Genomic DNA, 26,880 nt, shown 5'->3' with positions numbered 1-26,880 from the left:
TTATGAGCGACTCTATAATTTTAGGTATCGAATCATCTTGCGATGACACTTCAGCAGCTATTATCAAAGGAAATTCTATTCTTTCAAACATTGCAGCCAATCAGGAAATCCACAAAGAATATGGTGGTGTAGTTCCAGAGCTGGCTTCTCGTGCCCATCAGCAGAATATTATTCCTGTAGTTGAAAAATCTATACTCAAAGCAAATATACAACAAAATGCAATTTCAGCCATAGGCTTTACCAGAGGTCCCGGACTTTTGGGTTCTTTGCTTGTAGGAACTTCTTTTGCTAAGTCGCTCGCTATGAGTTTAGATGTTCCTTTAATAGAAGTAAATCACCTTCAGGCGCATATTTTAGCGCATTTCATTGACGATGCAAATCCTGTGCCGCCAAAGTTCCCGTTTTTGTGTCTAACCGTAAGTGGCGGACATACGATGATTGTCTTGGTAAAAGATTATTTTGACATGGAAATTATCGGAAAAACAATTGATGATGCAGCGGGTGAAGCTTTTGATAAAATCGGGAAAATTTTTGATTTAGATTATCCTGCAGGTCCAATCATTGATAGATTAGCCAAGGAAGGAAATCCTGATGCTTTTAAATTTAATAAACCTAAATTAGACAACTACGATTATTCTTTTAGCGGAATTAAAACTTCGGTTTTATATTTTATTCAGAAAGAAGTCAAGAAAAACCCTGATTTCATTAAAGAAAATATGAATGATCTTTGCGCCTCGGTTCAGAAATGTATCATCGAAATTTTAATGAATAAATTAGAAAAAGCTGCAAAAGATTTAAACATAAAAGAAGTTGCGATTGCCGGTGGAGTTTCTGCCAATTCAGCATTGAGAAAAGTAATGCAGGACAATCACGAAAAATTAGGCTGGAATATTTACATTCCAAAATTTGAATATACTACCGATAACGCAGCAATGATTGCAATGGTTGCTCAGCTTAAATTTGAAAGAGGAGAATTTACAGATTTAAGAACAACAGCAACCTCAAAATACGATTTATAATGAAGATATTATTAGAAGAAAAAGTACTGGGAACACAATCTAAAAAGAACTCAAAATATTATTGGGTTTTAGAAACCATTACCGAGAAAAATGAAGTGACAGAACCATCTGAAGACGAAGATTATTTAATGGCGAGTTCAGAAATTGGATATATTCAAAATATAAAAGAAGAAATTATTGAGAAAATAAATTCTGAAAATGTTTTCAGTTTTGATTTCGAACCAAAAGAAGGAGATTATTTATCCATCAAAAATAATTTAAGAAAAAATGAATATCTGAATATGATTTTTATGAATAATGTTTGGATTGAGGAAATCTACATGTGTTCTTACAGAGATTGTGAAGGCGATATTTATACCACGATAAAAACCGGAGTAGCATTTATAAGTGAAAATGAAATCTTTTTTTAAAGAATATTAACTTAATTAAACTCAGACAGATTCTAAATATTCCATTTTATGAAACTTTTTTTTGGAGAAATCAATAACGGAAAAGCAATCATCAATGACGAAGAACAGCAACACATTGTAAAAGTTCTTCGTATGAAAGACGGTGAAGAAATACATGTGACTGACGGAAAGGGAAATCTTGCTTCCGGAACATTGATTATTGAAGGTAAAAAAGCAGGAATTGAAGTTGTTGAAATTAAAACGGAAACTCCAGATTTCAGTCCTAAGCTTCACATTGCCATTGCTCCAACAAAAAATATTGACCGTATCGAGTTTTTCGTAGAAAAAGCCGTAGAAATGGGAATTTCTGAAATTACGATTCTTCAAACCGAAAAAACCGAACGTAAAAATCTGAATATTGATAAAATCAGGAAACAGGCAATTGCAGCCTCAAAGCAAAGTTTGAGATTTCATTTTCCTGTTATAAATGATTTGATTAAAATTCAGGACTTTCTTAAAACGATTGATTCTGAAACCACTTTTGTGGCTCATTGTAATGAAAATTTAGAGAGAATCGCTTTAAATGAAATTCCAAAATTAGAAAACTATACTTTTCTGATTGGTCCTGAAGGTGATTTCTCGGATAAGGAAATTCTATTTTTAGCAGAAAAAGGAATCAAAGCGGTTTCATTAGGAAATCAAAGATTGAGAACAGAAACTGCCGGAGTTTTTGTTGCCGCCTGGAACTATAATAAGATGATTAAATAATTTTCTCCTTAAACCTTTTTATCGGCCAGGTAATTCCTACCTGAAGAGTATTGATCGGAAAATTTTCGGCTTTTAATAGTCTAAAATTATATCCGACAGTCAGTTTTCCGCCACCGCCGCCAAATCCAAAATATGGCATTACTCGCGGAATTACTTTTTCAAAATTAGTCTGGAATTGCACTTCTGCACCCAATGCAATTCCTGCACTTGAGCTTACTCCGATTTTTGGAGCCATAAAAAAATCATATCGGTTATTAAAAATAAAATCACTTCCTGCATAATATACTTTTGCAGCACCGTGATTTCCTCCATACTCAATGACTTTGGCAAAAACAACTTCAATGATGTGCATTTGCGACGCTCTGAATGTTTCTGTATTATCTTTTGCATCACCTGCATAATGATAACCAGCTAATATTGCAGGAGTAACCGTAGTTTTTAATTTTCTATGAGAGAGCGTATCAAATTTCAATTGAGAGAATACACTACCGGATAAAAGCAAAAATAAAACAAGCAATAATCTCGCCATGATGATTTAAAATTTTAATAATAACTTTTAAAAGCTAAAATTATTGTCTTTTAAATATTTTTCAAAAACCTGATTCCCGCTTCTCATCGAGTTTACTGCCCAACGAATTTTCATTCTCAGGAGTTTTTCCTCATTTAATTTATAATCAATATTCGATTTTATAAGCTTTTGCTTTAATTCATACATACAAATTGAGGCAGCAACAGAAACATTAAAACTTCTTGTAAAACCATACATTGGAATCGCCAAAGTTTCATCTGCAAAATCTAAAATTTCTTCAGAAACGCCTTCCATTTCAGTTCCGAAAACCAAAGCAATCGGTTTGGTAATTTCGTATTCAGGTAAAAATTTTGCATTTTTTTCTAAAGAAACAGCCACCATTTTATAACCTCTGTCTTTAATATTCTGAAAAGACTCCATATTTCTTGGAAGTCTTTCTACTTCAACCCACGTATCTGCTCCTTTTGTGACTTTTAAATTCGGCTCAAAACTATGCTCTTCCTGCAAAGCAACAACTTTATGAAAACCACAGGCTTCAACAGAACGTACAATTGCCGCTGCGTTTCTGAATTGATAAACATCTTCAATCACCGGAAGTATAAAATCTGAACTTTCAGGAGCAAAATGTTCGATTTTTCTTAATCTTTCTTCCGTTAAAAATTGCTGTAAATACTCGTAAGTTTTCTCTAAATCTTTCATCTTCTTTCAAATCTTTGCAAATTAACGTAATTTTGAAATTCTGAACCTGAAAAGAAACTCAAAATCTTTAATTTAAATAAAAAAATGAAGCGAAAAGTCCTTCTGATTTATACCGGCGGAACGATTGGTATGGAAAAAGATTACGAAACCGGAAGTCTCCGTGCCTTTGATTTCGGAAATATTTTTGAGAAAATGCCCGAAATGAAATTGATGGAATGCGAAGTTTTCGTACATCCTTTTGCACAACCGCTCGACTCATCCGATATGGGACCTGAAGAATGGAGAATGATTGCCAATTTAATATTCGACAATTATAAGAAATATGACGGCTTCCTGATTCTTCACGGGACAGATACGATGTCTTATACTGCTTCTGCATTGAGTTTTATGTTGAAAGGTTTGACAAAACCCGTTATTTTAACCGGTTCACAACTTCCAATTGGAGATTTGAGAACTGACGCCAAAGAAAATCTTCTGACGAGTTTGTATTATGCAAGTCTGTATGAACAAAACGATGCGGTTATTCAGGAAGTTGCGATCTATTTTGAATATAAATTATTGAGAGGAAACCGTACTTTAAAATATTCAGCGGAGTATTTTGATGCGTATGCAAGTCCAAACTACCCTATTTTAGGACAATCTGGAGTTCATTTAAAAATTGATAAGGATAATCTTTTCCGTTGTGACGGCAGAATTGAATTTCATGTAGATGAACATATTTCTGAAGATGTTTTGTTCTGGAGAATTTTCCCGGGAATGAAGCTGAATCATTTTAAAGAAATTCCGAAAATGAAGGTTTTGATTTTACAGGTTTTTGGTTCGGGAACAATTTTCAGCAGCGAAAAAACCTTGGAAACTTTACAGCAAATCAGAAATAACGGAACCGAAATCGTAGTGGTAAGTCAGTGTATTTCAGGCGGAATATCGTTTGGAAAATACGAGAACTCTAATATTTTCTCAAGAATCGGCGCAATCAGCGGAAGAGATATGACCGCAGAATCTGCGATTACTAAGGCAATGCATCTTATTGACAATCCTAATTATCACGGAAGTTTTGCCGATAATTTTGCAAGAAATATCTGTGGAGAAATAAGCGAGTAATTTTAAATTAAGAATTTGTAGATTCAATAAAATAGCCTATTTTTGCAGTCTTCAAACATAGAGAGGTGTCCGAGTGGTTGAAGGAGCCACCCTGGAAAGGTGGTATACGGGTAACTGTATCGTGGGTTCGAATCCCATCTTCTCTACAAAAACAAAAACCAGATCAATTGATCTGGTTTTTTGCTTGAAATGAACCTGTTCTATAAAAATTGTTTCTACTTAGTAATTCAAATTTGATTATTTCGTCCTTTTGCCTTGAAGCAAACGGACCAAAAATTCAAGACTGGAATCTTTCGCTAAAAATTAATAATTAATCCTAAAATCCCCAAAACTCGTGCGGATCATATATTAGTGATTGGGTTCTTAATTTTGTCCCGCACTCAAACAGTGGGAATTTTTTAACGGATTAATTTTTAATTTTCTTAACGCTTCAGCTTCCTAAGTCGAGAAAATCAGAATGACTTACAAAACTTTTCAAATTTAATAGCTCAAAATGCATTTCGACAATATAATGATGTGTATGAATGTTCAATAAATATTCTTTCATTTTAAAGCAAAAGAAACAAAAGTTCAAAACTGGAATCTTTCGCTAAAAATTAATAATTAATCCTAAAATTCCCAAAACCCGTGCGGATTATTTATTGTAATTGGTTATTAGCTTAACCGCTTCCAAGCAATGGGAATTTTATTTAATGGATTAATCTTTTATTTCTTTTCTAAATCGGGCAATTTGTTTTAATTTTTAAATTCGGGTTTTGGAAACCTCATTTCTTAGCCCCGATTGGAGCAATTGTTTGAGCTCATTTTTTTGGATTCGGCGGCGGCAAAGCCGCCGCCGAAACTAAAAAATAGCGAGTGCGGAAAGCGGGATTAAGCTCCTAAAAAAAAAATCAATTGCAAATAGTCAAAAAACTATGACCTCTCATGTGAACTTTTATCATTGCTTCAGATTTTAATTCACTATAAATACTTTGATCAAAAGCCTGAACTTCATTCAATTTTGAGTCTATGAAATCTGCAATTCGTACCACTGAAAAATAAAAATTTCGGTATAAAGACATATCCACCGTACTTCCGAAGCGAGGAAGAAAAGCCTTTAAAAACGGAAGTTTTTTCTGATGCAAATCATAGTTAGGATAATAGCCAGTTTTTTCTTTTGCAGTGATCAATTCATAATGATTGATGTAATCCAGAATCGTTTCATTTTCTTTCATTGAAATTTTATTTTTCTGAAAATATTGATGGATTCTGTCTAAAATATGTTGAGCATATTCCATCATCGTGATGCTTTTTATTTCAGAAATATTGCTGATTCCGGTTTTGAAATTTTTAGCGTTTTCATGATTTATATTAAAAGAAATTCCAAAGTTTTCATGATATGGAAAGAAACAATTATTTATTTCGATCACTGCATCTGCCTGTAATCTGTCTTTCGAAAAATTATAGCATAAATACGGCTTATACATCTCTTTCAGATGAAGAAGAAAATCGGTCTCATTGGTATTTCGATTGTTTTCAAACCAGTTTTCAAGATTGTTATAATAATCATTTTCAAATTCTCTGAAGCTTAAATAAAACGGGATTTCCATAACTCTCAATATTTTATACTGCAAAGCTATAGCTGTAATGCGCCAAAACTTGACGCGTTTTATTTCGATATAAATTATTTTCAATAAAAAAGTCCGGCTCTAAAAAATTAGAACCGGACTTCAACGAATGAAATAATGATATGAATAAAAAAACTAAACCTATTTCCAGCCGCCACCTAAACTTTTGTAGATGTCAACTACAGTACTTAACTGCTTTTCTTTGGCTTCGATCAATTCCATTTTCGCATCTAAAGCGTCTCTTTGGTTGAGTAAAACTTCCAGATAGTCTGCTCTCGAATTTTTGAAAAGCTGATTGGCAATATCAATAGATTGGTCTAAAGCTTGTGTTTCCTGAGATTTTAACTGATAATACTGATCGATATTTTTCACTTTAGACATTAAGTTTGAGATGTCTAAGTACGCATTCAGAATGGTTTTGTCATATTCATACAAAGCCTGAATCTGTTTCGCATCTGCTGTTTGGAAATTTGCTTTAATCGCACTTTTGTTAATCAGTGGACCAGCCAATTCTCCAACCAAATTGTAAGCAATTGATTCCGGCATTTTAACTAAATAAGAAGGTTTAAAAGCTTCCAATCCTAAAGTTGCAGAAATTTCTAAACTTGGATAGAATTCTTTTCTTGCCGCTTCAACATCTAATTTTGCAGCTTTTAATTCTAATTCAGCCTGTTTAATATCAGGACGGTTTGCTAATAACTGAGATGGAATTCCCGTGTAAACCGTTTGTGGAATGGTCGACATAAAGCTTTCCTTAGTTCTTACGATCGGTTGCGGATAACGACCACAAAGCGCATTGATCTGATTTTCTTTTTCAGTAATCTGCTGACGAATTGTGTATTCTGTCGCTTTTGATTTTGCCAATTCAGCTTCAAACTTTTTCACTGCCAATTCAGTTGCTGCAGCTGCTTGTTTCTGAATTTTTGAAATTTCTAAAGCTCTCGTCTGCAGTTTGATATATTGCTGAATAATATCCAGCTGATTATCCAACGCCAATAATTCGTAATAATTATCGGCAACTTCCTCGATCAGATTAGAAAGCACAAAATTCTTTCCTTCAACGGTTGAAAGATAATGCGCAACGGCAGCATCTTTCTCATTTCTGAGTTTTTTCCAGATGTCGATTTCCCAGTTGGCCATCAAACCTCCTTCGAAATTCCCAAGCGGATCGGGCATTTCTTTTCCTGGCTCGATTTCCGTTGAAGCATCACCTGCTCCTTCGCTGGTGTAACGACCCGCTTTTTTTACTCCTGCTCCTAAACCTGCTCTTACAGTTGGAGAAAGCTTTCCTTTTTTAGCAACGACCCCACTTTTGGCGATCTCGATCTCCTGAAGCGTGATCATCAACTCCTGATTATTTTTAAGAGAAGTTTCAATTAAACTTACCAGATTCGGATCGGTAAAAAACTGTCTCCAAGGTGTTGTTCCGCTGTTGTTATTAACATCCTGCTGTTCATCTTGCTTAAAATTCTCAGGAATATTATTTTTTACGTCGTCCTGAATCACCGTTGCCATCGGAGCTTTACAACTTGCTAAAACAAGCGATACGGCAATGGCAGCAATATATTTATTATAAATCTTCATGTTTATCATCGTGTTGATAAGGTTCTGTTTGTTCTGTTAAAGGATTTTCTTCTTCATATTTTGCCAATCTTGTTTTATCGGCAATGGTCCCGAAAATGTAATATAATCCTGGAATAATCATCAGTCCGAAAACGGTTCCTAAAAGCATTCCTCCTGCAGCAGCAGTTCCGATAGTTCTGTTTCCTACAGCTCCCGGTCCGGTTGCCATTACCAAAGGAATTAATCCTGCAACAAATGCAAATGAAGTCATCAAAATAGGTCTGAAACGAACTGCTGCTCCTTCAATTGCTGCTTTCGTCACCGAAATTCCTTCTTCCGCTTTTTTCTGAACGGCAAATTCAATAATCAATACCGCATTTTTACCTAAAAGTCCGATCAACATGACCATTGCAACCTGTGCATAGATGTTGTTTTCTAAACCTAAAAGTTTTAGACATAAAAATGCTCCGAAAATACCTGTAGGTAAAGAAAGGATTACCGGTAAAGGAAGAATAAAGCTTTCATACTGCGCAGAAAGAATTAAATAAACAAATCCTAAACAGATCAAGAAGATATAAACCGCTTCGTTTCCACGGCCTACTTCATCTTTTGAAATTCCCGCCCAGTCGATTCCGAAACCTCTTGGTAACGTTTTATCGGCAACTTCCTGAATAGCTTTAATCGCCTGTCCGGAACTGTAACCTGGAGCCGGAGTTCCACTTACTTCGGAAGAATTGTACATATTATGTCTCGTAATCTCTGAAAGACCATATACTTTTTCTAAATGCATAAAATCTGAATACGGGACCATCTGATCTTTATCGTTTTTTACATATAATTTCAACAAATCACTCGGTAAAGCACGATATTGCGGACCAGCCTGAACAATTACTTTATAAGGTCTATCAAAACGGATGAAACTTGTTTCGTAGTTTGAACCAATCAAGGTGGAAAGATTATCCATTGCTTTTTCTATGCTTACCCCTTTTTGTTCGGCCAAATCATTATCGATTTTAAGCATATATTGAGGGAAACTCGCAGAATAGAAGGTAAATGCGGAACCTAATTCAGGACGTTTCTTCAATTCTTTTACAAAATCAGTACTTACCTGCTCCATTTTTTGGTAATCACCACTTCCGGCTTTATCGAGAAGTCTTAATTCAAAACCACCTGCAGCACCATAACCAGGAATAGAAGGCGGTTGGAAGAATTCAATATTCGCTCCCGGAATATTTTTAGCTTTTTCTTCCAATTTTTCGATGATTTCGGCGGCAGACTCTGAACGTTCTTCCCAACTTTTAAGGTTGATCAAACACGTTCCAGAGTTTGAACCTGTTCCTTCTGTAAGAATTTCGTAACCAGCCAAAGATGAAACAGACTGTACACCATCAATATCTTCAGATTCTTTCAACAACTCTCTTGCAATCTGATTCGTTCTTTCTAATGTTGAACCAGGAGGAGTCTGGATAATCCCATAAATCATCCCCTGATCTTCACTAGGAATAAATCCTGAAGGCAATGAGTTGCTTAAAAAGTAAGTACAAGCACAGAAGATCAATAACAAAGGAAGTGTAATAAATTTTTTAGTTACTGTTTTATTCAATAACTTTTCATATTTCCCAGCTCCTTTGTTAAATAAACCATTGAATTTATCTAAAAGAATCGTAATAGGACCTTTCTTTCTAGCCTTTCCGTGGTTATTTTTTAAAATTAAAGCACATAAAGCCGGAGTTAAAGTCAAAGCAACAACTCCAGAAAGAATAATCGATGAAGCCATTGTAATCGAGAACTGACGGTAGAAAACTCCCACCGGACCCGACATAAATGCTACCGGAATAAATACAGCCGCCATTACCAAAGTGATTGCGATAATTGCTCCACTGATTTCGTGCATTGCTTCTTCAGTTGCTTTTAATGCGGAAAGACCTTTTTCTTCCATTTTAGCGTGAACTGCTTCAATTACGACGATCGCATCATCGACGACGACACCAATTGCCATTACCAAAGCGAAAAGCGAAATCATATTTAAAGTAATTCCAAATGCGGACATTACTGCAAAAGTTCCTACCAATGAAACCGGAACTGCAATTGCCGGAATCAATGTTGAACGCCAATCTCCCAAGAATAAAAATACCACGATTGCCACCAAAATAAAGGCTTCAAATAAAGTATGAACAACTTTTTCAATTGATGCATCCAAGAATCTTGAAACGTCATAACTGATGTCGTAATGCATTCCTTTCGGGAAGTTGGTTTTCTCTAATTGAGCCATTAAGGTTTTTACATTTTTGATAACGTCACTCGCATTTGATCCGTAAGATTGTTTTACCGTAATCGCTGCAGATGGTTTTCCGTTCAATGTAGAATAAATATCGTACATCGAAGAACCAAATTCGATATCGGCAACATCTTTTAGTCGTACAAATTCTCCGGCAGATTTAGCTTTAAGAATAATATTCCCGTAATCTTTTTCATTATTAAAACGTCCGGAATATTTCAAAATATATTCAAAAGACTGAGAACGTTTCCCCGAACTTTCACCTGTTTTTCCTGGAGAAGCTTCCAAACTTTGTTGGTTTAAAGCTTCCATTACTTCATCGGCTGAAATATTGTAAGCCGTTAATCTATCAGGTTTCAACCAAATACGCATTGCATATTCTCTGGTTCCCAAAATGTCGGCAAAACCAACTCCACTTACCCTTCTCAATTCAGACATTACATTGATATCTGCATAGTTGAAAAGGAATTTTTGGTCAGCTTTAGGATCGTCACTGTACAAGTTAATGTACATCAACATATTGGGTTCTTCACGGGTAATTTTTACCCCTTCGCGAACTACCAAAGGTGGAAGTTTATTCACTACCGAAGAAACACGGTTCTGAACATTAACAGCCGCAACATTCGGGTCAGTTCCCAGATCAAACACCACCTGAATGGAAGTTTCACCATCATTTCCGGCATCGGAAGTCATATATTTCATTCCCGGAAGGCCATTTAGCCCTCTTTCCAAAGGAATAACTACAGATTTAATCAATAATTCGTTATTCGCACCCGGATAAGTTGCCGTAATATTTACTTTTGGTGGTGAAATTGCAGGAAACTGAGTAATAGGAAGTTTCATTAACGATAAAACTCCCATAAAAACGATAATCAAAGAGATTACAATCGACAGAACAGGTCTGCGTATGAATTTTTTAAACATAAAAATAATTATAAATGATAAATTATTAATGATGAATGATGGATCAATGATCGCTTATCAATTATCATTTATTTTTACTCTGCTTTTAATTTTAAAGATTGAAGAACTTTCTTCGGATCCTGGAATTTCACTTTTACTTTTTGGTCGTCTTTCACTTTCTGAACTCCTTCCAACAAGATTTTATCACCACCTGAAAGACCAGATGCAACAACGTAAATATCTGGAAGTTCATAGGCAACTTTAATATTTTTAGATTTTGCTACCCCATTTTTATCGACAACAAAAACATATTTCTGATCCTGAATTTCGTACGTTGCTTTCTGGGGAATGATTAGAGCGTTCTTCAACGGTAAAGTCATTCGGATTTTTCCTGTTTCACCGTTTCTTAATAGCTTTTCAGGATTTGGAAACTTTGCTCTAAAAGCGATATTTCCAGTTTCATTATCAAACTGTCCCTCGATTGTTTGAATTTGTCCGGTCTGATTAAATAAATCTCCGTTTGCCATGACCAGATTCACATTCTGATTTCCTCGGTCTGCAACATTCTTCTGATAAGTAAGATATTCAGGTTCGGAAACATTAAAATAACTGTAAATATCTGTGTTGTCTGAAAGCGTCGTCAAAAGATCACCTTCATCCACTAAACTTCCCAACTTTAAAGGAATTCTGTCAATTACTCCAGAGAACGGAGCCTTAATATCTGTAAATGAAAGATGGATTTGAGCTAATTTCATTTCAGCATTCGCAGCATCCAATTTAGCTTTAGCCATTAATCTTTCGTTTTTAGAAACAATATCGTTGTTGGCTAATGTGCTTGCATTTCTCAGCTCAATTGAAGCCTGCTCAACTTCAGCTTTTGCTTTTAATAATTCTGCCTGATACAATTGAGGCATAATTCTGAATAATGTTTGTCCAGCCTTTACGTATTGACCTTCGTCTACATAGATTTTCTCAAGGAAACCTTTTTCCTGAGCACGAATTTCAATGTTTTTTACCGACTGAATCTGCGCGACAAAATCTTTGTTAATAATCGTATCCATTTTTACAGGTGAAGTCACCGGATACACTGAATCTTCTTGTTTTTCTTCTTTTTTCTCGTTACAGCTAAACAGTAAGAGAACAGCGCTTAAGACAGCACCTGAGACAACTCTTTTCATCATAATTTTAGAGTGGTATAAATCGTTAAAAAGTTTAATTTGAATAAATAATTCTGGAAATAATTACATTGTAAAATCATTCAAAGCACAACGCAACATTTTTTTGTTCCGGTTCTGGAACAAAAAAGAAAATCGGAAAATGAAATTTTAGATTCTGATAGAACGAATCAGAATAAATGTTTTTACAGAATTGAAGTGCTGTAAAAATTCGGAAATTGAGGGTTTAAACCTTTTTTTGAATAATAATCCAAATGAATAAATTAACCCAAATACACTGGCAAAAACGATAATTGCCTGAACTGTATCTGAAAACTGAAAATCATCTTCAGCCAATTCTATCGAAAAACCGTCGGTAGTATTTGTTATTTGCTGAACTGAAAATTTAGCTCCTGATTGATTGGTCTGATCAATCTTATTTGGATAATTATGAGCAATATGACCCGAAAAGTCATTACGCAAAGTTTTGACATTAAGCTTGCTTTCCACCATAAAAAGCAGAAAAAGGCTAGTCAAAAAATATACGATATAGTTTCTCATTTCAAGATGCAAATGTATGCTTAGATTTTAATAGTCGATTCACTATTAACAAAATTTAACTCTTCTTGAAATCGGCTGAAAAACGAATGAGAGAAGCAGTTGATTATATTTAACATTAAAATAAACTCATAAATAGTGATTAAATTATTTAAATTATTAAAAATTAACATTTTTTAATAAGAAATAATTGTAATTTTACACGACCAAAGCAATATATTAGAAAAACCTTAAAAACCAAAATTACAAATGAAGAATTTTTTACTTGGATTTTTTATAATCCTCACATTATCAGCGTGTACACATTCCGCTAAAGATCCCGAAACTGCCAATGTAAAGCAGGAAACACCTACATCTCAAGATGATATTACAAAGGCAACTGTTACTGACCGCCACGGTGATGAAATGGAAATTATCACCAATAACACTAAAAATATTGTTGTGGTGAGACTAAACGGACAAAGCTATGAGCTTAAAAAAAATATAGAAAACCCCAGTTTTTCTACAGATGATAATAAATATCAATTTACTGAAACCAAATATGAAGTCACCTTCTTAAAAAAAGATGCTGATATGGTTTTGTTTCATGCAAAAAAAGATCAGCCAACCAAGAAAATGGCTTTACAATAATAAGAAAAGACGCTTTATTAAGCGTCTTTTTTCTTTAAAATCTATCGATTGAAATTTCTTTAGGTAATGGAATATTATTTTCAATATAATCAAATAAGGTTTTTGAGAAAAAACATCCATTAAGAATTCCTCGAGCTCCCAAACCGTTAAATACATACAAATTGGAATGCTGAAAATGCCTTCCTAAAATAGGTCTTCTATCTTTTACTGTTGGTCTGAAGCCAAAATGAATTTCTTTAATTTCAAAATCATTCGGATAAAATTCTGAAAGCCCTTTTTGTAATTGCTCAACTGCAGAATTATCTATTTCATGATGTAATTGTTCACGGTCGTATGTTCCACCATAAAAATGAAGATTATTGTCTAAAGGAAATAAAAAATGTTTTTTCTTGATGGTAATATCTTGCTGAATAGCTTCAGAAAGTTTGACACGAATGTGATGGCCTTTGTTTGGGTTAACAGCAATGTTTGCAAAGTATGGATTTTCTTTTACTCCCATTCCTTCGCAGAACAAAATATTTTTAAAGCTAAAATCTTTATAAGTAGAATTTGAAGTATCAATTTCAGAATAATCGAATTTCTCTTTAATTAAATTTCCTTTATTTTCTAAAAACCTCAATAAACCCGCAAAAAATCCTTTAACATTTAGTCTTGCTGACTGATTAACCTTTCCAGCCTGAAAGTCGTTTTTTACACCATTTAAATGATCGAAATTTTCATCTAAAAAGTTTTTTAGGTCATCATTCGCCGATTTTTTAAGCCAAAGTTTCTGTTCGTTCTCATCATGAAAAATTCTGTGAATAGGAGATTCTATTAAATAATTTTCGCCTGTATAAGATTCAATTTCTTTCAAAGATTTTTTCAGAAAGTCAATTTGTTCCTGTGCTAACCAAAATGTAGTAAACTTTTTTAAAACTACAGGATTAATAATTCCTGCAGAAATTTGTGAAGCACTTTTCTTTCCTTCCGAGAAAATTACAAATGATTTATTATTTAAAAGTAACTGATGAGCAAAAAATAAAGCCGCATAACCATCACCAACGATGATGTAATCTACATTTTTCATATAAAAGATTTTATTTAAAAGTCATACACAATCATTTACCACAACTATGTAAAAGGCGATTGTATAATAAAAAAACCTGAGTAAATGTACTCAGGTTTTTTATAAATATCAAGTGAAATTTAGTAATTCCACATATCGTTTTCCATTTGAAGAATCTGATCCTTGATTCTTTGACTTTCAGCCAATTGCTCTTCAGCATTTCTAGGAACATAATCTTTAATAGTACCATCACCAAGACCGTTGCTTGATTTGTAGATGATTGAAGAGAATCTTCTTGCATTGATTATGTCATCAAAAGATAAATCCGCTGACGAATTTGCTCTGTTGAATACATAATTGTTTGCTAAAATATCTCTCGCTTTTGGATAATATACCCAAAATAAATCAACTAATTCATCGGCTCCTGCTAAAGGCTGACCATCTGGTCCAATTCTTCCAATTGAAGTTGGATCTGGTCCCATTGCAGCAATACCAATAGGTCTGTATTTCATCATACCATCTCTTTTGTCGATGAACCACATCCCCATAATCTTTAGAACTTTTACTTTATCAGTAGTTGTTCTAATTAAATCTACATATTGTTTTTTTTCAGCCTCCGTAGGAGTTCTTCCAGAGTTAATGATTTCAATTAATTCATCATCAATTCTTTCACTCTCTAACTTCTTTTTAATTGCTTCAGGAGTAGATTTAGTAGAAAAGTTTTCATCTTCATAAACTTCATCAATCTGGCCAGATAAAGCTGCATCTAATAAAATCTGATACAAAGATCTTGTCGTTTTAGACAATAATCCATTAGGATTATCATAATAGAACGGCTGATTAATCTTATCATTAAGGTCAATTATTTCCCAAACCATCATACTTTTCAAGATGTCTTTTTCATCTACAAAGCCATATTCAAGTGGGGTTATTTTATTGCTGATAACAGTATCTCCTACTTTTTTCATATTTTCAGCTCTCATCTGTCTGAATTCTTCTGGTGAAGAAGCATTTAGAATAGTCTGAGAGAATGCAAACCCAGAAGCTAATACTAAAAGACTGCTAATATATTTTTTCATAATATGAATTTACAAATTAATGTTATTGAACATTGATAATAACTGGTGATATTTCTTTCAATCGTTGATTACCAAGTCCAGTAGCCGTAGCTTGGATATCATAAATCTGAACAACATCACCTGGTCTAAGATTTCTGATTAACCCTTCTGCAGAAGATAATGAGTTACCCTGAATCATAGTACCTGCTCTTCCTGGAAGTTTCAAAATGAAACTGTTAACAGTGAAAGAAACTGGGAAATCAAAATCAGGTAATGCCGCAGCAACAATCTGATTAGGAATAGAACCAACAGGCATAAAATTAACAGCTTTACCTCTGATTTGACCTTGCGGTCTAGGAACTCCTTTAATTCTATATTCAAACACTTGAGATACTGTTTTCCCAGTAGGATCTGTACCTGATAGAGTTAATTTCACAATATTTCCAGTAGAAGGAATAACATCCCATTTACCTTTACCAGTATTCTTAACAACTGCTCCTGGAGCAGATAAAGATAATTTAGCATTGTCTGCACCAAGAATAGATCCTGTAACAGGGTTTTCTAATCCTCTATACATTACATTCATCTTATCAGCAGAAAGCAATAGCCCCTGTTCTAGTTTTACCTGTTGAGGACCAGCGATTACATTATATGTATGCGTGAACGGGAATTGTTGAGCTTTTCCTGTAGCATCCGTTAAAGTAATTACACCGCCAATCTTTTTCTCGCCAATACCTCCGGTATTTAAAGGAAGATATCCTTTACCGTTTTCTTGTCTGCTTACACCGCTGATGCTGATTTTACTACTGTTAGAATAGTTACCTAACATAACAATAGCTTCAGCTTTCTTACCAGCCTGAACATCTGTAGGTGCAGAAACAATCGCTTCATAGCTTGTAAATTTGATACTAGCATCTACTTTTTCCTGAAGCATTAACGCCAATGCATCTGATTGCACGTTTCTTGCATCATTCTGAATAATCTCTAGATTTGAAATCGCAGCAATAAGAGGCTGGTGATAGAATTTATTCTGAAACCAAGTTTTACCATTTGGAGATTTTCCAGCAGGATACTCTGCAATGATTGATTTATTTGCTCTTTCAACTAATTTTAATAATTGTGGATCACTTCCAAAAGTAGCTACAATATAAGATCTTACATCATCCAATTGCTTTTTAAGCTCTAAAGCTTTTGCAGAAGGTGAATTTTCGTCGCCATCTTTAAAGAAATATTCAGTTGTAGCTTCATTATTGTTCAATGCTGAGAAGTTTTCACTTACGTCCATATCTTTTCCTGTTTTAGGATCTTTATCATGGAAGTCTGATTGCTTCTTCAAAACAACTTTAATTTCTTCAGCCGATTTTACCAATGCATCGATTTTAGCTTTCAGTGCTTTATACTGTTCCCAAGGTGTTGCATAAGTATCTGGTACTTGCTGAGCTTTTGCTTCTAATGTTTTTTCAAAAATATCTTCATTTTTCTGCTCTGTCAAGTGTCTTGTATCATTTAAGGCTCTTGTAGAATCATAATATGATCTGATGATTTCAACATCGATATTTAGGGCCATCATAGCGATGAACACCAAATACATCAGGTTGATCATCTTCTGACGTGGAGTCTGTTTTCCTTTTGCCATTCTCTTTTCTTTAGTTTTTGTTTAAAATAATGGTTAGGGAATTATGACTTCATAGCAGTTAACATACCACCGTAAACTCTGTTTAAACTGTTTAAGTTAGTTGTTAAACCTTGTAATTCTTGATTAAATTTCTCAGATTGCTCTGCTGATTTTTGCATATCATCAACATATTTTTTAGCAAAATCTGACTGTCTCTGACCGTTTTCTAACTGCATTGCATAAAGAGCATTCATGCTTTCCATGTGTGAAGCAGCTTTATTTAACTGGTCATTATATTTGTGTGTAGAAGCAGATACGTCAACAGTTTGGTTGATTTGGTCTACTGAGCTTGAGAATTTGTCAATCCCTGTTCTTAGTCTATCAAATAATTGTACGTCAAGTTTAGCATCCTGAAGCATTTTATCTAACTTACCTGAAAGAGAGTTTTCTAATTCCGCAAAATGATCAACTGTGTTCTTTGCAGAAATATTTGAATGTAAAGGATTTGGATTTGCATGCTTATCCAACAATTCAGGATAAACATTTTCCCAGTGGTACGACTCTTCAGCAGCAGGAGGGTCGAATGCAAAAATGATAAAGATAATTGCCTCAGTTACAAGCCCTACTGTAAGAGCGATGTTTCCGTTAATTGGTCCCAAGGTAATGTGAGTAATTTTAAGCCAAGCTCCAAGAATTACAATTGCAGCACCGAATGAATAGAAGAAATTCATCCAAGCATCTTTAGTCTTAAACATATAAGTTAGTTTTTTTTAAGTGTTATAAATTGATAATAAATAATCTAAGTAAAATTATCTGTTAACTCTTTTCGCTTTAACAGCAGCTTCAGGAATATCTTGTACCGTTCTGAAACCGATATAACTTCTTGCAGAATCTTTGTTTTCCCAGTCTCTTGCACCTGTCATCAACATATAACCAACATCTTTCCAAGAACCTCCTCTTACAGATTTTTTGTTATCCGCTTTAGATTTAATAGTAGGATTTAAAGTAGAAGAGAATCCGTATGCAGAATTGTTATATCCTGAATCCGTCCACTCAGATACGTTACCTGCCATATCAAATAATCCGAAAGTATTCTTTTTGAATTTTTTTACAGGAGCAGTATAAGTATAAGTACCTTTTTTCTCATCTTCCATATAGCTACCTCTTTTTGGCTTGAAGTTTGCTAAATAACAACCTCTATCATCCATTAAATAAGGACCACCCCATGGGTAAGTTGCATTTTGTTTTCCACCTCTTGCAGCATATTCCCATTCCATTTCGTTAGGAAGACGGAATCGTAAAGGTCTTTGTTGTTTTCTTTTCAAGCTTTCGTTATAATCAGACTTTAATTTAGTTCTGAAGTCACAGTATGCTCTTGCCTGATCCCAAGTTACCCCAACAACAGGATAATCTTTGTAAGCTTTGTGCCAGAAATACTGTTCAAATAAAGGCTCGTTATAAGTAAAGTGGAAATCATTTACCCAAACTGTTGTATCTGGATAGATTGCAATACTTTCGCTTCTTAAGAAGTTTACCCCTCTTTCGTTATCAGCGATAGCAACATCCATATCACCCCATCTATAACCATATTTTAGTTTACTAACATCAATAAGTCTTTCACTACCTACTCTAGAAGATGCAGGTAAGTACATAGATTCAAGAACTTCTGCATATTCTACATCTGGATATTTTGAAGTATTCCAATGTAATGGAATTTTCCAGTCTAGTTTTTTGCTTGCATCGAATCCATCATCTCTACCTCCAGCTCCTTCAAGATATTCCTGATATGGTGTAAGGTTTTCTTCTTTTTTAGCAAGATAAGCATAGTCTCCGATGCTTGCGCCTCTTCCACCACCATCGCCGCCTTCACCTGCTGCTTCAGCAAGCATCGTTCTAGCAATAGAATCTCTTACATAATTAATGAAAACCCTGTATTCTGCATTAGTAGTTTCTGCTTCATCCATAAAGAAAGGAGCAACAGTTACAGTTTTCAAAGGTGCAGTTTCACCATTATTGGTAAATGATTCATCGGCCATACCAGCAATAAAAGAACCGCCAGGAATTGCCACCATACCATAAGGTCTTTGTGCAACAAATGATTTTGTTTTTTCTCTAGGTATCAATTCTCCTTTTGTTCCAGGCTTCCCTACAGAAGAAGATCCACCACCTGAACAAGATACCGATGCTACCGACGCAGACAATAATAAAAGAAATATCCTTTTCATGTTAATTTTTATAATTAAGCCGTAAATATATAATTTTTTTAAGAAACTTTTAAGATTTTTTTTAGAATAACGAAAAAAAACTAAACTTATTTTATTTCCAAGTACTTTTTATTCTACAGTTACTGATTTTGCAAGATTCCTTGGCTGGTCTACATTGGCACCTCTATATACTGCTATATAATAAGCAAGTAGTTGTAAAGGCACTGAAGCTACTATTGGAGAAAAACATTCTGATGTTTCAGGAATTTCAATCACATAGTCTGCCATTGCGCTAACCTGCGTATCTCCTTTATTTACAACCGCAATTACTTTACCTTTTCTAGCTTTAATTTCCTGTACATTACTTACAATCTTATCATAGTGGCCTTTTTTAGGAGCAATAATAACAATTGGCATGTTTTCGTCAATTAGAGCAATCGGACCGTGCTTCATCTCTGCCGCAGGATATCCTTCTGCATGGATGTAAGAAATCTCTTTTAATTTAAGAGCTCCTTCCAAAGCAGCTGGATAATTGTAACCTCTTCCTAAGTAAAGGAAATTGGTTGCATTGATAAAGTCTTTTGCAATATTTTGAGTAAGCTCATGAGTACCCTCTAAAACTTCTTCAATTTTCTTAGGAAGTGCATTCAACTCAGAGATAAGACTCATAAATTCAGCATTTCCTAAGTTACCGTTGTGTTTTCCTAATTTTAATGCAATTAAAGAAAGGATAGTCAACTGAGCTGTAAATGCTTTTGTAGAAGCAACACCAATTTCTGGTCCTGCATGAGTATAAGATCCTGCATCTGTAATTCTAGCAATAGAAGAATCTACTACATTACATATACCATATATAAATGCACCTTTTTCCTTAGCTAATTTTAAAGCAGCCATTGTATCTGCAGTTTCTCCCGATTGAGAGATAGCAATTACTACATCTTTATCTGTAATAATAGGGTTTCTATATCTAAACTCAGAAGCATACTCCACTTCAACAGGAACTCTTGCAAATTCTTCAATTAAATATTCACCAATAAGACCTGCGTGCCATGAAGTACCACAAGCAATGATGATGATTCTATTAGCGTTTTTGAATTTCTCTACATGATCCCAAATTCCCGCCATTTTAATAACTCCTTCATTCACAATAAGCCTTCCTCTCATTGTATCGTGGATAGATTTTGGCTGTTCAAAGATTTCTTTAAGCATAAAATGCTCATATCCACCTTTTTCTATCTGCTCTAAGCTTAATTTTAATTCTTGAATTTCAGGAATTATTTTAGAATTTTCTGTAATTGTTCTGATATCCACACCGCCTTCTAATGATATAGTCGCCATATGGCCTTCTTCAAGATAAATTGCTTCTTTTGTAAATTCAACAAAAGGAGAAGCATCAGATGCGATAAAATATTCTTTATCACCAATTCCGATTGCCAACGGAGATCCTAATCTCGCTACAACCAAAAGTCCAGGATAATCTTCGTGCATTACTGTAATAGCATAAGCACCATAAACTTCATTTAATGCATATCTTACTGCTTCAGGAAAATCTGTTTCAGAATTTAGCTCTGTAAAATACTGAATAAGATTAACTAAAACTTCTGTATCTGTTTCTGACTTGAAAGTGAATCCTTTCTCGGTAAGCATTGTTTTAATTGTATCATAATTTTCAATAATACCATTATGTACAAGTGCTATTTTCCCGTTATTAGAAACATGGGGATGCGAGTTTCTATCACTTGGTACACCGTGGGTTGCCCAACGTGTATGTCCCATTCCTATTTTTGCAGTTCCCTTTAAATTATGAGAAATATTAACCAAATCATCAACTTTTCCTTTGGTTTTTTCAACACTAAAGCTGTTGGCAGTATTTTCTAAAACAATTCCGGCACTGTCGTAACCTCTATATTCTAATCTTCTAAGACCATTGATAACGATATCATAAGCATCCTGAAAACCTGTATAACCAACTATTCCGCACATATTTTATTCAAATGTATTTTTTAATGTTTTTATTTTTTTGTACCGTAAGTAACTTTTAACTGAATTTTGTTCTCGTTCGAATTGTCTGAACCAACAAAAACAGTTCTTCCCATAGAAAATGCTCTTGTAGTGTAATTATATCCTGCAGTACCACCAGAAGCATTAGGTACAAACTTAGCAAGATCTATCTTGAAATATTTATCATTATAAGCAGCACCCGATTCAACAATGTCTTTTAAAGATTGTGTTACTGTAAAATCATAATAAGCAGGGTTCTTATCTAAATCATAAGCTCTTAAAGGAATAAACAAAGCTCCCAGAGAAGTATAATCAGTAGTAAATGCTGTTGTTTCTTTTCCGCTAGAGTCTTTATCTCTTTGAACAATCGTAAATTCTGTAGGTTTCGCATAAGGATTAGACCATTCTGACTTATCAGTATATATTCTGATTTTTGCACTAATAATAGCAGCTTTATCATTTTGATACAGTTGTTTCAGTTTATCAATCTCTTCTTTTTTGAATTTTATACCAATAGAATTACCCCCCATTCCTTGTGCATACAATTTTTTATCTCCAATTGTTGTATTCCCAAAAGCATAATTATTCATTACAGTATTAGTTCTATCATACTCATAATAAGCAGAATGCATATTTGAACCTTTTACAGCAAACTCATATTTTGTTTGAGGTCTAGTATTAACATTATCTACAAGCTTATCATTCTTATAATACATGATAAGCTGCATATCATTTGGTGTAAACTGGAATAAGTACCCGTCGTTTTCAACAACAGAAACTTTCAAGCCTCTGAAATGTCTTATAAAATTTGAAACATCATTTAATTCTGGCTGTCCTTTCTTATTAATAATTTTAGATTGGAAAACAGACGGTGTCAATTGAATTCTCAATACAGGTGTTGATGAAGTAAATAATTCAGTGTTATCAGAATCTTTTGTAATAACAACAGAGCTTACACTTCCATTTTTAATTTCTTTTGAACCTAAAGCTGTGGTATTTGTATCGAAGTTTCTATTAGAATAAACGATATCGTTAACTCCATTCATAAATTCAGTCACTTCATTTACTTGAAGAGTAAGCTTACCTCCGTTAAATTTTGCTTTACCGAATTTTTTAATTGGATATGTATTGACAACTTTTTTGGCATCAACATTTCCATCCGGATAAACATAACTTTCGTTTGTAGTAGTTGTAAGAGAATCTAAAGACACAATAGGTTTAAGAACCAAAACTACAGAGTCTACCACTGCATTAGTTCCAAAATCAGGATTATAAGAAGGTAATCTCACTTGAGTAAAATAAGAAGCTCTCTGCATCCCAAACTGGCTTTCATTAAAAGCTCCCAAAACCGCTGTGGAAGAAACTGAACCAGAACTAACAATATCTAATAATTTAAATGCATCCGTTCTTATGGTATCATTATTCTTAATATTATAGGCAATAAGATCATAAGAAGATTCTACTCCTTCTGCTGCACCATTCAAAAATAGCTGTTCACCTAAAGAATCTGGTTCCGGTTCGCAGTTATAAACCAATACACCACCTAAAAACATTACAGAAAGAATGGTGAAAATTTTTCTAATATTATAAATCATCAAAATGTATATTAATATAATTTACTGATAGAGTCTACATCTAGGTATTCAGATTTTGAAGTAGTAGTTTCATTAAAACCTTTATCAAGATCACCGTTCAAAAACTCATCTCCTTTTACAACTTCGTCTACATAATTCATACTTTCGATTACGAAACTCTCGAAGCTTGGTTTATTTAACGCATTTAAATCTGAAATATTATCAAACTGAAGTTTCTCACCTACATTTCCTGCCAAAGCTGCATCCTTCTCATTATATAATGAAAGTACAATTTTAGCATCTTTGAAGTAAGTATCAGATTTGTAATATGTTTTCAAATAAATAGGCACGAAAGAAGACATCCACCCGTTTAAGTGAATAACATCTGGAACCCAGTTTAGTTTTTTGATTGTTTCTATCACACCGCGTGCAAAGAATATAGCTCTCTCGTCATTATCATCAAACGCTACTCCTTCGTCATCAAAATAATATTGTTTTCTTTTAAAGTATTCTTCGTTATCAATGAAATAAACCTGTAGTCTCTCACCCGGAAGCGAAGCAACTTTAATAATTAAAGGCTGATCTAAATCGTTGATAATAATATTCATCCCCGAAAGACGAATTACTTCATGAAGTTGGAATTTCCTCTCACTTATCTGTCCGAATCTTGGCATAAAAACTCTTACATCATTGCCTTCTTGGTGCATTTTAAGTGCCATTTTGTTTACCACCGCTGCTAAATTTGTATCTTCCTGATAAGGGTACATCTCTGTGGTAATGTACAGTATTTTCTGATTGGGCATATAATTTTTTATATAATTTTTAAATAACGCTTAATATGCAAAATTACGAAAAAACATTCAACATTATCCTAATTAACATTTTTTTACGATAGTTCTTAAGATATTGCTGGAAAACTAAAAATAAATATCTTAATATTAGTATTTTTGAATTGTTATTAAAATAAACTATGGAAGTTCTAAAAAACAAAAAAACACTTCAGGATTTTATAGAAAGACAGAAGGAAATGGGCAAAAAAATAGGTTTTGCGCCAACAATGGGAGCTTTACACAATGGGCACCTGTCATTATACGAAGCTGCAAGAAAAGAAAATGACCTGGTCATTTCTTCAATTTTTGTAAATCCTACACAGTTTAACAATGCCGAAGATCTCGAAAAATACCCAAGAGATACCGATCGTGACATCTTCATTCTCAAAAATTCAGAACTTGTAGATGCTGTTTATCTTCCTCAAGTTGAAGATATTTATCCTGAAAAAACAGAAAGCCAGCGTTACGATTATGATGGTTTGGAAAACGAAATGGAAGGAAAATCAAGACCGGGGCATTTTGACGGGGTAGGAACTGTAGTTGAAGAACTTTTCAGACAAGTAAAACCAGATAACGCTTATTTTGGAGAAAAAGATTTCCAGCAATTAGCTATTATCAAAAAAATGGTCGAGAAAAAGCAACTTCCTATTAAAATAAAAGGAGTTTCTATTTACAGAGCAGAAAACGGTTTAGCTTTAAGCTCAAGAAACCAGCGTCTCACCGAAACCAGAAAAGAGGATGCTAAAATAATTTTTGAAACACTAACAAAAGTTAAAGAATGGTTTAAAAACACTTCAGTTTTTAACATTAAAGAAAATGTAGACGAAATTTTTTCTCATCAAAAAAACATGAAATTAGAATATTTTTTAATTGCTGATGAAAGTACATTAAAAGAAACCAATCAAAAAGAAGATGGAAATTCTTACAGAGCCTTTATCGTAGTTGATGTAGACGGAGTAAGATTGATTGACAATATGCATTTGGATTAATACAAAAATCAAAGGCTTCCTGAAGGAAGCCTTTGAACACCAAATCACAAAATATTAATATGAAAAAAATTTACTTTTCAGTAAACTTGTGACCCGGCTGGGATTCGAACCCAGGACCCATACATTAAAAGTGTATTGCTCTACCAGCTGAGCTACCGAGTCGGTCACATCAAATTAACGACGACAAATATAAAATTAATTTTATAAAATATCAATGATTAATTAAATATTTTTTTCTGCAGTGCCTGCGACTGGACTCGAACCAGCACATCCTTAGGAAACCACCCCCTCAAGATGGCGTGTCTACCAATTTCACCACACAGGCAATAAAATTACAAAAATCTAGTAATTTTTCGCTAGTGACCCGGCTGGGATTCGAACCCAGGACCCATACATTAAAAGTGTATTGCTCTACCAGCTGAGCTACCGAGTCGGTCACTTTATTATCAAGTTTCATTGTTAAGTAATGTCCCTTGTTTTTAGTGGTGCAAAGATATAACTTTTTTCATTATCTCAAAACTTTTTCGCAAATTTGTTTAAAATATTTTCATGATAATTTCACTAGTAGGATACATGGGGAGTGGCAAATCTCACATTTCCAAAATATTAAGCGATAAAATAAATTTTAAATTAATTGACCTCGACAAAGAGATTTCTCGTCGAAATAAATTGACCATTCCCGAAATCTTCGAAAAAAAGGGAGAAATTTACTTTAGAAAGCTAGAAAGAGAAACTTTGGAGGAAATTTTAGCCAGCCAAGAAAACATCGTTTTGAGTCTGGGTGGAGGAACACCGGTTTATTATAATAATATGGAAATTATTAATAATAATTCGAAGAGTGTTTTTCTAAGAGCTTCAATCGCTACTTTAGCAGAAAGAATTTCAAAGCAGAAAGAAAAAAGACCTTTAATTGCAAAAATTGCTGATGAAGACATCCCTGAATTTATTGCTAAACATTTATTTGAGAGAAATGTTTATTACAGCAAGGCACAATTCAGCATTAATACAGATAATAAAAATCCCGAAGACATTATTCAGGAGATAATAGAAAAGCTCTATCTCTAGAGCTTTTCCTTTTCATAAATTGGTTTAGTCATTGGTTTCAGTATCACTGCCATCTTCACCAAAAAAATCATCCCAATCTGTAAAATCTGCAGTGACATCATTTTCTACATAATCATCCATATCTCTTCTGTCTTTTTTGGTAGGCCTACCTTCTCCTCTGTTTCGATAATACTCCTGAGACATTTTTCTCATCATTAATTGCTCATACTGATCTTTATCTGTCACATCTTTGATATGAAGCGGAACTAACTTAGCTCCAATTCTACTTTTAGGGATCTGTATTACTTTAATTTTATATTCGATTTGATTCTTGCGAATTTTAATAACATCTCCTTCTTTTACTTCTTTGGAGGACTTCACAACCGAGGTTCCGATAGAAACTCTGTTCTTTTTTATTTCATCTGCAGATACCGATCTTGTTTTATAAAAACGAATGCTCCATAAAAATTTATCTATTCTCATATTTTTTTATACTTTTGTCGTTATATTATTTGTAAAGTAATTAAAGTTTTTGAAATGAAAAAAATATTTTTGTATATCCTTGCAGGATCGTTGTGTTTCGCAGCTTGTAAAAAGGATGATGAAGTGGAAACTTTCGTAGAACCGGAAGACATCAATGTAAGAAACTCTTATGACGAGCAGGCTATTCAGAAATTTATGGATAACAACTACTTGGATACGCAAGGAAACATAAAAGCTTTCACATCAGATGCTGCTGATGATAATGAGAAAAAATTATCTCAACTGAGCCCTCAAACACTTCCATCCGGAGTTATTTACATCAAAAGAACCGGAGCACAGCCTGAAGACAGCACTCCTCCTTCAACGGGTGTAACAATAGGAGATTCTACTCAGATAAGAACAATGATGAGAGCTAATTATTATCTTGCTACAGATACAGACGGAAATATTTCTTTTGGAGGAGCGGGAACTCTTTTAAACAATATAGACGGAAGCGGTTCTCCCGTAACTGATCCTATGTTTTATTTTGTAAAAAAGAGCGTAAGAACTGCAGCTGGTCAAAACAGTAGCTATTATGAAATAGCAGGCCTAAAAGAGGGTCTAAGATATTTTAAAGGTTTTGAAAATTTACCCGATGAAAATCCTTACAATTTACAAGGAGTAATTATTGTTCCGTCAAAAGCTGCTTTTGGTAGAAATGCACATTATAACTATACAGGATATTCACTACAAAATAATTGTTTTGTATTTAGTTTCCAGATTTACAAAGCAAATCTAAGACCTACAGGTCAATAACAAATAGTAAAAAAAGCGCTTCAAAGTAATTTGAAGCGCTTTTT

At 33.9% G+C, this 26,880-nt stretch carries 24 protein-coding genes and 4 tRNA genes; 9 read left to right on the top strand and 19 right to left on the bottom strand.

Annotated elements, in window-relative coordinates:
* The first annotated feature begins 2 nt into the window (after positions 1 to 2).
* From tsaD to BUR17_RS17240, 3 genes are read left to right on the top strand one after another with little or no spacing between them, the layout of a single operon-like run.
* Positions 3 to 1,019, top strand: a complete 1,017-nt coding sequence (gene tsaD, locus BUR17_RS17250) for a tRNA (adenosine(37)-N6)-threonylcarbamoyltransferase complex transferase subunit TsaD (RefSeq protein WP_074231829.1) — start codon at positions 3 to 5, stop codon at positions 1,017 to 1,019.
* A complete protein-coding gene (locus BUR17_RS17245; RefSeq protein WP_074231828.1) occupies positions 1,019 to 1,429 on the top strand; it encodes a hypothetical protein in 411 nt (136 codons plus the stop codon). The genes tsaD and BUR17_RS17245 overlap by 1 nt, the downstream gene beginning before the upstream one ends.
* A gap of 48 nt (positions 1,430 to 1,477) precedes the next feature.
* Positions 1,478 to 2,176 (top strand): RsmE family RNA methyltransferase, encoded by a 699-nt coding sequence (locus BUR17_RS17240; RefSeq protein ID WP_074231827.1) that lies wholly within the window; start codon positions 1,478 to 1,480, stop codon positions 2,174 to 2,176.
* On the opposite strand, the gene BUR17_RS17235 is transcribed toward BUR17_RS17240, so the two are convergent.
* A complete protein-coding gene (locus BUR17_RS17235; protein ID WP_074231826.1) occupies positions 2,169 to 2,705 on the bottom strand; it encodes a hypothetical protein in 537 nt (178 codons plus the stop codon). The two genes, BUR17_RS17240 and BUR17_RS17235, sit on opposite strands and share 8 nt — an antisense overlap.
* A 27-nt stretch (positions 2,706 to 2,732) precedes the next feature.
* Positions 2,733 to 3,404, bottom strand: a complete 672-nt coding sequence (locus BUR17_RS17230) for a TrmH family RNA methyltransferase (protein WP_074231825.1) — start codon at positions 3,402 to 3,404, stop codon at positions 2,733 to 2,735.
* Positions 3,405 to 3,488: 84 nt separating this feature from the next.
* Here BUR17_RS17230 and BUR17_RS17225 point away from each other — a divergent pair, with 84 nt between their 5' ends.
* Complete coding sequence (locus BUR17_RS17225; protein ID WP_074231824.1) at positions 3,489 to 4,505, top strand: asparaginase; 1,017 nt, start codon at positions 3,489 to 3,491, stop codon at positions 4,503 to 4,505.
* A 59-nt stretch (positions 4,506 to 4,564) separates the two neighbouring features.
* A tRNA-Ser gene (locus tag BUR17_RS17220) sits at positions 4,565 to 4,651 on the top strand.
* Positions 4,652 to 5,395: 744 nt separating this feature from the next.
* Here the strand turns inward: BUR17_RS17220 and BUR17_RS17215 are convergent.
* From BUR17_RS17215 to BUR17_RS17195, 5 genes are all read right to left on the bottom strand, one after another.
* The gene (locus BUR17_RS17215; RefSeq protein ID WP_074231823.1) at positions 5,396 to 6,094 is read right to left on the bottom strand and encodes a hypothetical protein; all 699 of its coding nucleotides are present in this window, start codon (positions 6,092 to 6,094) and stop codon (positions 5,396 to 5,398) included.
* A 159-nt stretch (positions 6,095 to 6,253) separates the two neighbouring features.
* A complete protein-coding gene (locus tag BUR17_RS17210; protein WP_074231921.1) occupies positions 6,254 to 7,696 on the bottom strand; it encodes a TolC family protein in 1,443 nt (480 codons plus the stop codon).
* Positions 7,683 to 10,877, bottom strand: a complete 3,195-nt coding sequence (locus BUR17_RS17205) for an efflux RND transporter permease subunit (protein ID WP_074231822.1) — start codon at positions 10,875 to 10,877, stop codon at positions 7,683 to 7,685. Before BUR17_RS17205 ends, BUR17_RS17210 begins: the two co-directional genes overlap by 14 nt.
* Before the next feature lie 74 nt (positions 10,878 to 10,951).
* Positions 10,952 to 12,034: an efflux RND transporter periplasmic adaptor subunit gene (locus tag BUR17_RS17200; protein ID WP_074231920.1), complete on the bottom strand. Its 1,083-nt coding sequence runs from the start codon at positions 12,032 to 12,034 to the stop codon at positions 10,952 to 10,954.
* Between the two features lie 147 nt (positions 12,035 to 12,181).
* Complete coding sequence (locus BUR17_RS17195) at positions 12,182 to 12,571, bottom strand: hypothetical protein (protein WP_074231821.1); 390 nt, start codon at positions 12,569 to 12,571, stop codon at positions 12,182 to 12,184.
* 246 nt (positions 12,572 to 12,817) lie between these two features.
* Between BUR17_RS17195 and BUR17_RS17190 the strand changes: the two genes are divergently transcribed.
* On the top strand, positions 12,818 to 13,198 hold the full coding sequence (locus tag BUR17_RS17190) for a hypothetical protein (protein ID WP_074231820.1): 381 nt from the start codon (positions 12,818 to 12,820) through the stop codon (positions 13,196 to 13,198).
* A 34-nt stretch (positions 13,199 to 13,232) separates the two neighbouring features.
* Here BUR17_RS17190 and BUR17_RS17185 read toward each other — a convergent pair whose 3' ends face one another.
* The 8 genes from BUR17_RS17185 to BUR17_RS17150 all read right to left on the bottom strand — a co-directional run bounded on the left by BUR17_RS17185 (position 13,233) and on the right by BUR17_RS17150 (position 23,498).
* The gene (locus BUR17_RS17185; RefSeq protein ID WP_074231819.1) at positions 13,233 to 14,264 is read right to left on the bottom strand and encodes an NAD(P)/FAD-dependent oxidoreductase; all 1,032 of its coding nucleotides are present in this window, start codon (positions 14,262 to 14,264) and stop codon (positions 13,233 to 13,235) included.
* Between the two features lie 119 nt (positions 14,265 to 14,383).
* Positions 14,384 to 15,322, bottom strand: a complete 939-nt coding sequence (gene porN / locus BUR17_RS17180; RefSeq protein ID WP_074231818.1) for a type IX secretion system ring subunit PorN/GldN — start codon at positions 15,320 to 15,322, stop codon at positions 14,384 to 14,386.
* Between the two features lie 22 nt (positions 15,323 to 15,344).
* The gene (gene porM, locus BUR17_RS17175; RefSeq protein WP_074231817.1) at positions 15,345 to 16,937 is read right to left on the bottom strand and encodes a type IX secretion system motor protein PorM/GldM; all 1,593 of its coding nucleotides are present in this window, start codon (positions 16,935 to 16,937) and stop codon (positions 15,345 to 15,347) included.
* Positions 16,938 to 16,978: 41 nt separating this feature from the next.
* Positions 16,979 to 17,671: a type IX secretion system motor protein PorL/GldL gene (porL, locus tag BUR17_RS17170; RefSeq protein ID WP_074231816.1), complete on the bottom strand. Its 693-nt coding sequence runs from the start codon at positions 17,669 to 17,671 to the stop codon at positions 16,979 to 16,981.
* A 54-nt stretch (positions 17,672 to 17,725) separates the two neighbouring features.
* The gene (gene porK / locus BUR17_RS17165; protein WP_074231815.1) at positions 17,726 to 19,141 is read right to left on the bottom strand and encodes a T9SS ring complex lipoprotein PorK/GldK; all 1,416 of its coding nucleotides are present in this window, start codon (positions 19,139 to 19,141) and stop codon (positions 17,726 to 17,728) included.
* Between the two features lie 108 nt (positions 19,142 to 19,249).
* Positions 19,250 to 21,103 (bottom strand): glutamine--fructose-6-phosphate transaminase (isomerizing), encoded by a 1,854-nt coding sequence (gene glmS / locus BUR17_RS17160; protein ID WP_074231814.1) that lies wholly within the window; start codon positions 21,101 to 21,103, stop codon positions 19,250 to 19,252.
* A 29-nt stretch (positions 21,104 to 21,132) separates the two neighbouring features.
* On the bottom strand, positions 21,133 to 22,716 hold the full coding sequence (locus BUR17_RS17155; RefSeq protein ID WP_074231813.1) for a DUF4270 family protein: 1,584 nt from the start codon (positions 22,714 to 22,716) through the stop codon (positions 21,133 to 21,135).
* An 11-nt stretch (positions 22,717 to 22,727) separates the two neighbouring features.
* Positions 22,728 to 23,498: a glycogen/starch synthase gene (locus BUR17_RS17150; RefSeq protein ID WP_074231812.1), complete on the bottom strand. Its 771-nt coding sequence runs from the start codon at positions 23,496 to 23,498 to the stop codon at positions 22,728 to 22,730.
* 167 nt (positions 23,499 to 23,665) lie between these two features.
* On the opposite strand from BUR17_RS17150, the gene panC reads away from it, so the two are divergent.
* Complete coding sequence (gene panC, locus BUR17_RS17145) at positions 23,666 to 24,514, top strand: pantoate--beta-alanine ligase (RefSeq protein WP_074231811.1); 849 nt, start codon at positions 23,666 to 23,668, stop codon at positions 24,512 to 24,514.
* 89 nt (positions 24,515 to 24,603) lie between these two features.
* On the opposite strand, the gene BUR17_RS17140 is transcribed toward panC, so the two are convergent.
* The 3 genes from BUR17_RS17140 to BUR17_RS17130 form a co-directional block, all read right to left on the bottom strand.
* A tRNA-Lys gene (locus BUR17_RS17140) sits at positions 24,604 to 24,676 on the bottom strand.
* 80 nt (positions 24,677 to 24,756) lie between these two features.
* Positions 24,757 to 24,839: transfer RNA gene (locus BUR17_RS17135), tRNA-Leu, on the bottom strand.
* Between the two features lie 35 nt (positions 24,840 to 24,874).
* Positions 24,875 to 24,947 (bottom strand) — tRNA-Lys (locus BUR17_RS17130).
* A 116-nt stretch (positions 24,948 to 25,063) separates the two neighbouring features.
* Between BUR17_RS17130 and BUR17_RS17125 the strand changes: the two genes are divergently transcribed.
* Positions 25,064 to 25,579 (top strand): shikimate kinase, encoded by a 516-nt coding sequence (locus BUR17_RS17125; protein WP_074231810.1) that lies wholly within the window; start codon positions 25,064 to 25,066, stop codon positions 25,577 to 25,579.
* 24 nt (positions 25,580 to 25,603) lie between these two features.
* Here BUR17_RS17125 and BUR17_RS17120 read toward each other — a convergent pair whose 3' ends face one another.
* Complete coding sequence (locus tag BUR17_RS17120; RefSeq protein ID WP_074231809.1) at positions 25,604 to 26,041, bottom strand: RNA-binding S4 domain-containing protein; 438 nt, start codon at positions 26,039 to 26,041, stop codon at positions 25,604 to 25,606.
* A 54-nt stretch (positions 26,042 to 26,095) separates the two neighbouring features.
* Here BUR17_RS17120 and BUR17_RS17115 point away from each other — a divergent pair, with 54 nt between their 5' ends.
* Entirely contained in the window at positions 26,096 to 26,836 is a 741-nt protein-coding gene (locus tag BUR17_RS17115; RefSeq protein WP_074231808.1) for a hypothetical protein, read from the top strand.
* Positions 26,837 to 26,880: the final 44 nt, after the last annotated feature.

The sequence above is a fragment of the Chryseobacterium scophthalmum genome, assembly GCF_900143185.1.
GTDB classification, from domain to species: domain Bacteria; phylum Bacteroidota; class Bacteroidia; order Flavobacteriales; family Weeksellaceae; genus Chryseobacterium; species Chryseobacterium scophthalmum.
This window is presented reverse-complemented; position numbering and strand designations above follow the sequence as displayed.

What these genes read in the sequence shown, in the direction of transcription:
- tsaD (WP_074231829.1), top strand. Translation starts at nt 3, where the DNA reads ATGAGCGACTCTATAATTTTAGGTATCGAATCATCTTGCGATGACACT.
- BUR17_RS17245 (WP_074231828.1), top strand. Translation starts at nt 1,019, where the DNA reads ATGAAGATATTATTAGAAGAAAAAGTACTGGGAACACAATCTAAAAAG.
- BUR17_RS17240 (WP_074231827.1), top strand. Translation starts at nt 1,478, where the DNA reads ATGAAACTTTTTTTTGGAGAAATCAATAACGGAAAAGCAATCATCAAT.
- BUR17_RS17235 (WP_074231826.1), bottom strand. Translation starts at nt 2,705, where the DNA reads ATGGCGAGATTATTGCTTGTTTTATTTTTGCTTTTATCCGGTAGTGTA.
- BUR17_RS17230 (WP_074231825.1), bottom strand. Translation starts at nt 3,404, where the DNA reads ATGAAAGATTTAGAGAAAACTTACGAGTATTTACAGCAATTTTTAACG.
- BUR17_RS17225 (WP_074231824.1), top strand. Translation starts at nt 3,489, where the DNA reads ATGAAGCGAAAAGTCCTTCTGATTTATACCGGCGGAACGATTGGTATG.
- BUR17_RS17215 (WP_074231823.1), bottom strand. Translation starts at nt 6,094, where the DNA reads ATGGAAATCCCGTTTTATTTAAGCTTCAGAGAATTTGAAAATGATTAT.
- BUR17_RS17210 (WP_074231921.1), bottom strand. Translation starts at nt 7,696, where the DNA reads ATGAAGATTTATAATAAATATATTGCTGCCATTGCCGTATCGCTTGTT.
- BUR17_RS17205 (WP_074231822.1), bottom strand. Translation starts at nt 10,877, where the DNA reads ATGTTTAAAAAATTCATACGCAGACCTGTTCTGTCGATTGTAATCTCT.
- BUR17_RS17200 (WP_074231920.1), bottom strand. Translation starts at nt 12,034, where the DNA reads ATGAAAAGAGTTGTCTCAGGTGCTGTCTTAAGCGCTGTTCTCTTACTG.
- BUR17_RS17195 (WP_074231821.1), bottom strand. Translation starts at nt 12,571, where the DNA reads ATGAGAAACTATATCGTATATTTTTTGACTAGCCTTTTTCTGCTTTTT.
- BUR17_RS17190 (WP_074231820.1), top strand. Translation starts at nt 12,818, where the DNA reads ATGAAGAATTTTTTACTTGGATTTTTTATAATCCTCACATTATCAGCG.
- BUR17_RS17185 (WP_074231819.1), bottom strand. Translation starts at nt 14,264, where the DNA reads ATGAAAAATGTAGATTACATCATCGTTGGTGATGGTTATGCGGCTTTA.
- porN (WP_074231818.1), bottom strand. Translation starts at nt 15,322, where the DNA reads ATGAAAAAATATATTAGCAGTCTTTTAGTATTAGCTTCTGGGTTTGCA.
- porM (WP_074231817.1), bottom strand. Translation starts at nt 16,937, where the DNA reads ATGGCAAAAGGAAAACAGACTCCACGTCAGAAGATGATCAACCTGATG.
- porL (WP_074231816.1), bottom strand. Translation starts at nt 17,671, where the DNA reads ATGTTTAAGACTAAAGATGCTTGGATGAATTTCTTCTATTCATTCGGT.
- porK (WP_074231815.1), bottom strand. Translation starts at nt 19,141, where the DNA reads ATGAAAAGGATATTTCTTTTATTATTGTCTGCGTCGGTAGCATCGGTA.
- glmS (WP_074231814.1), bottom strand. Translation starts at nt 21,103, where the DNA reads ATGTGCGGAATAGTTGGTTATACAGGTTTTCAGGATGCTTATGATATC.
- BUR17_RS17155 (WP_074231813.1), bottom strand. Translation starts at nt 22,716, where the DNA reads ATGATTTATAATATTAGAAAAATTTTCACCATTCTTTCTGTAATGTTT.
- BUR17_RS17150 (WP_074231812.1), bottom strand. Translation starts at nt 23,498, where the DNA reads ATGCCCAATCAGAAAATACTGTACATTACCACAGAGATGTACCCTTAT.
- panC (WP_074231811.1), top strand. Translation starts at nt 23,666, where the DNA reads ATGGAAGTTCTAAAAAACAAAAAAACACTTCAGGATTTTATAGAAAGA.
- BUR17_RS17125 (WP_074231810.1), top strand. Translation starts at nt 25,064, where the DNA reads ATGATAATTTCACTAGTAGGATACATGGGGAGTGGCAAATCTCACATT.
- BUR17_RS17120 (WP_074231809.1), bottom strand. Translation starts at nt 26,041, where the DNA reads ATGAGAATAGATAAATTTTTATGGAGCATTCGTTTTTATAAAACAAGA.
- BUR17_RS17115 (WP_074231808.1), top strand. Translation starts at nt 26,096, where the DNA reads ATGAAAAAAATATTTTTGTATATCCTTGCAGGATCGTTGTGTTTCGCA.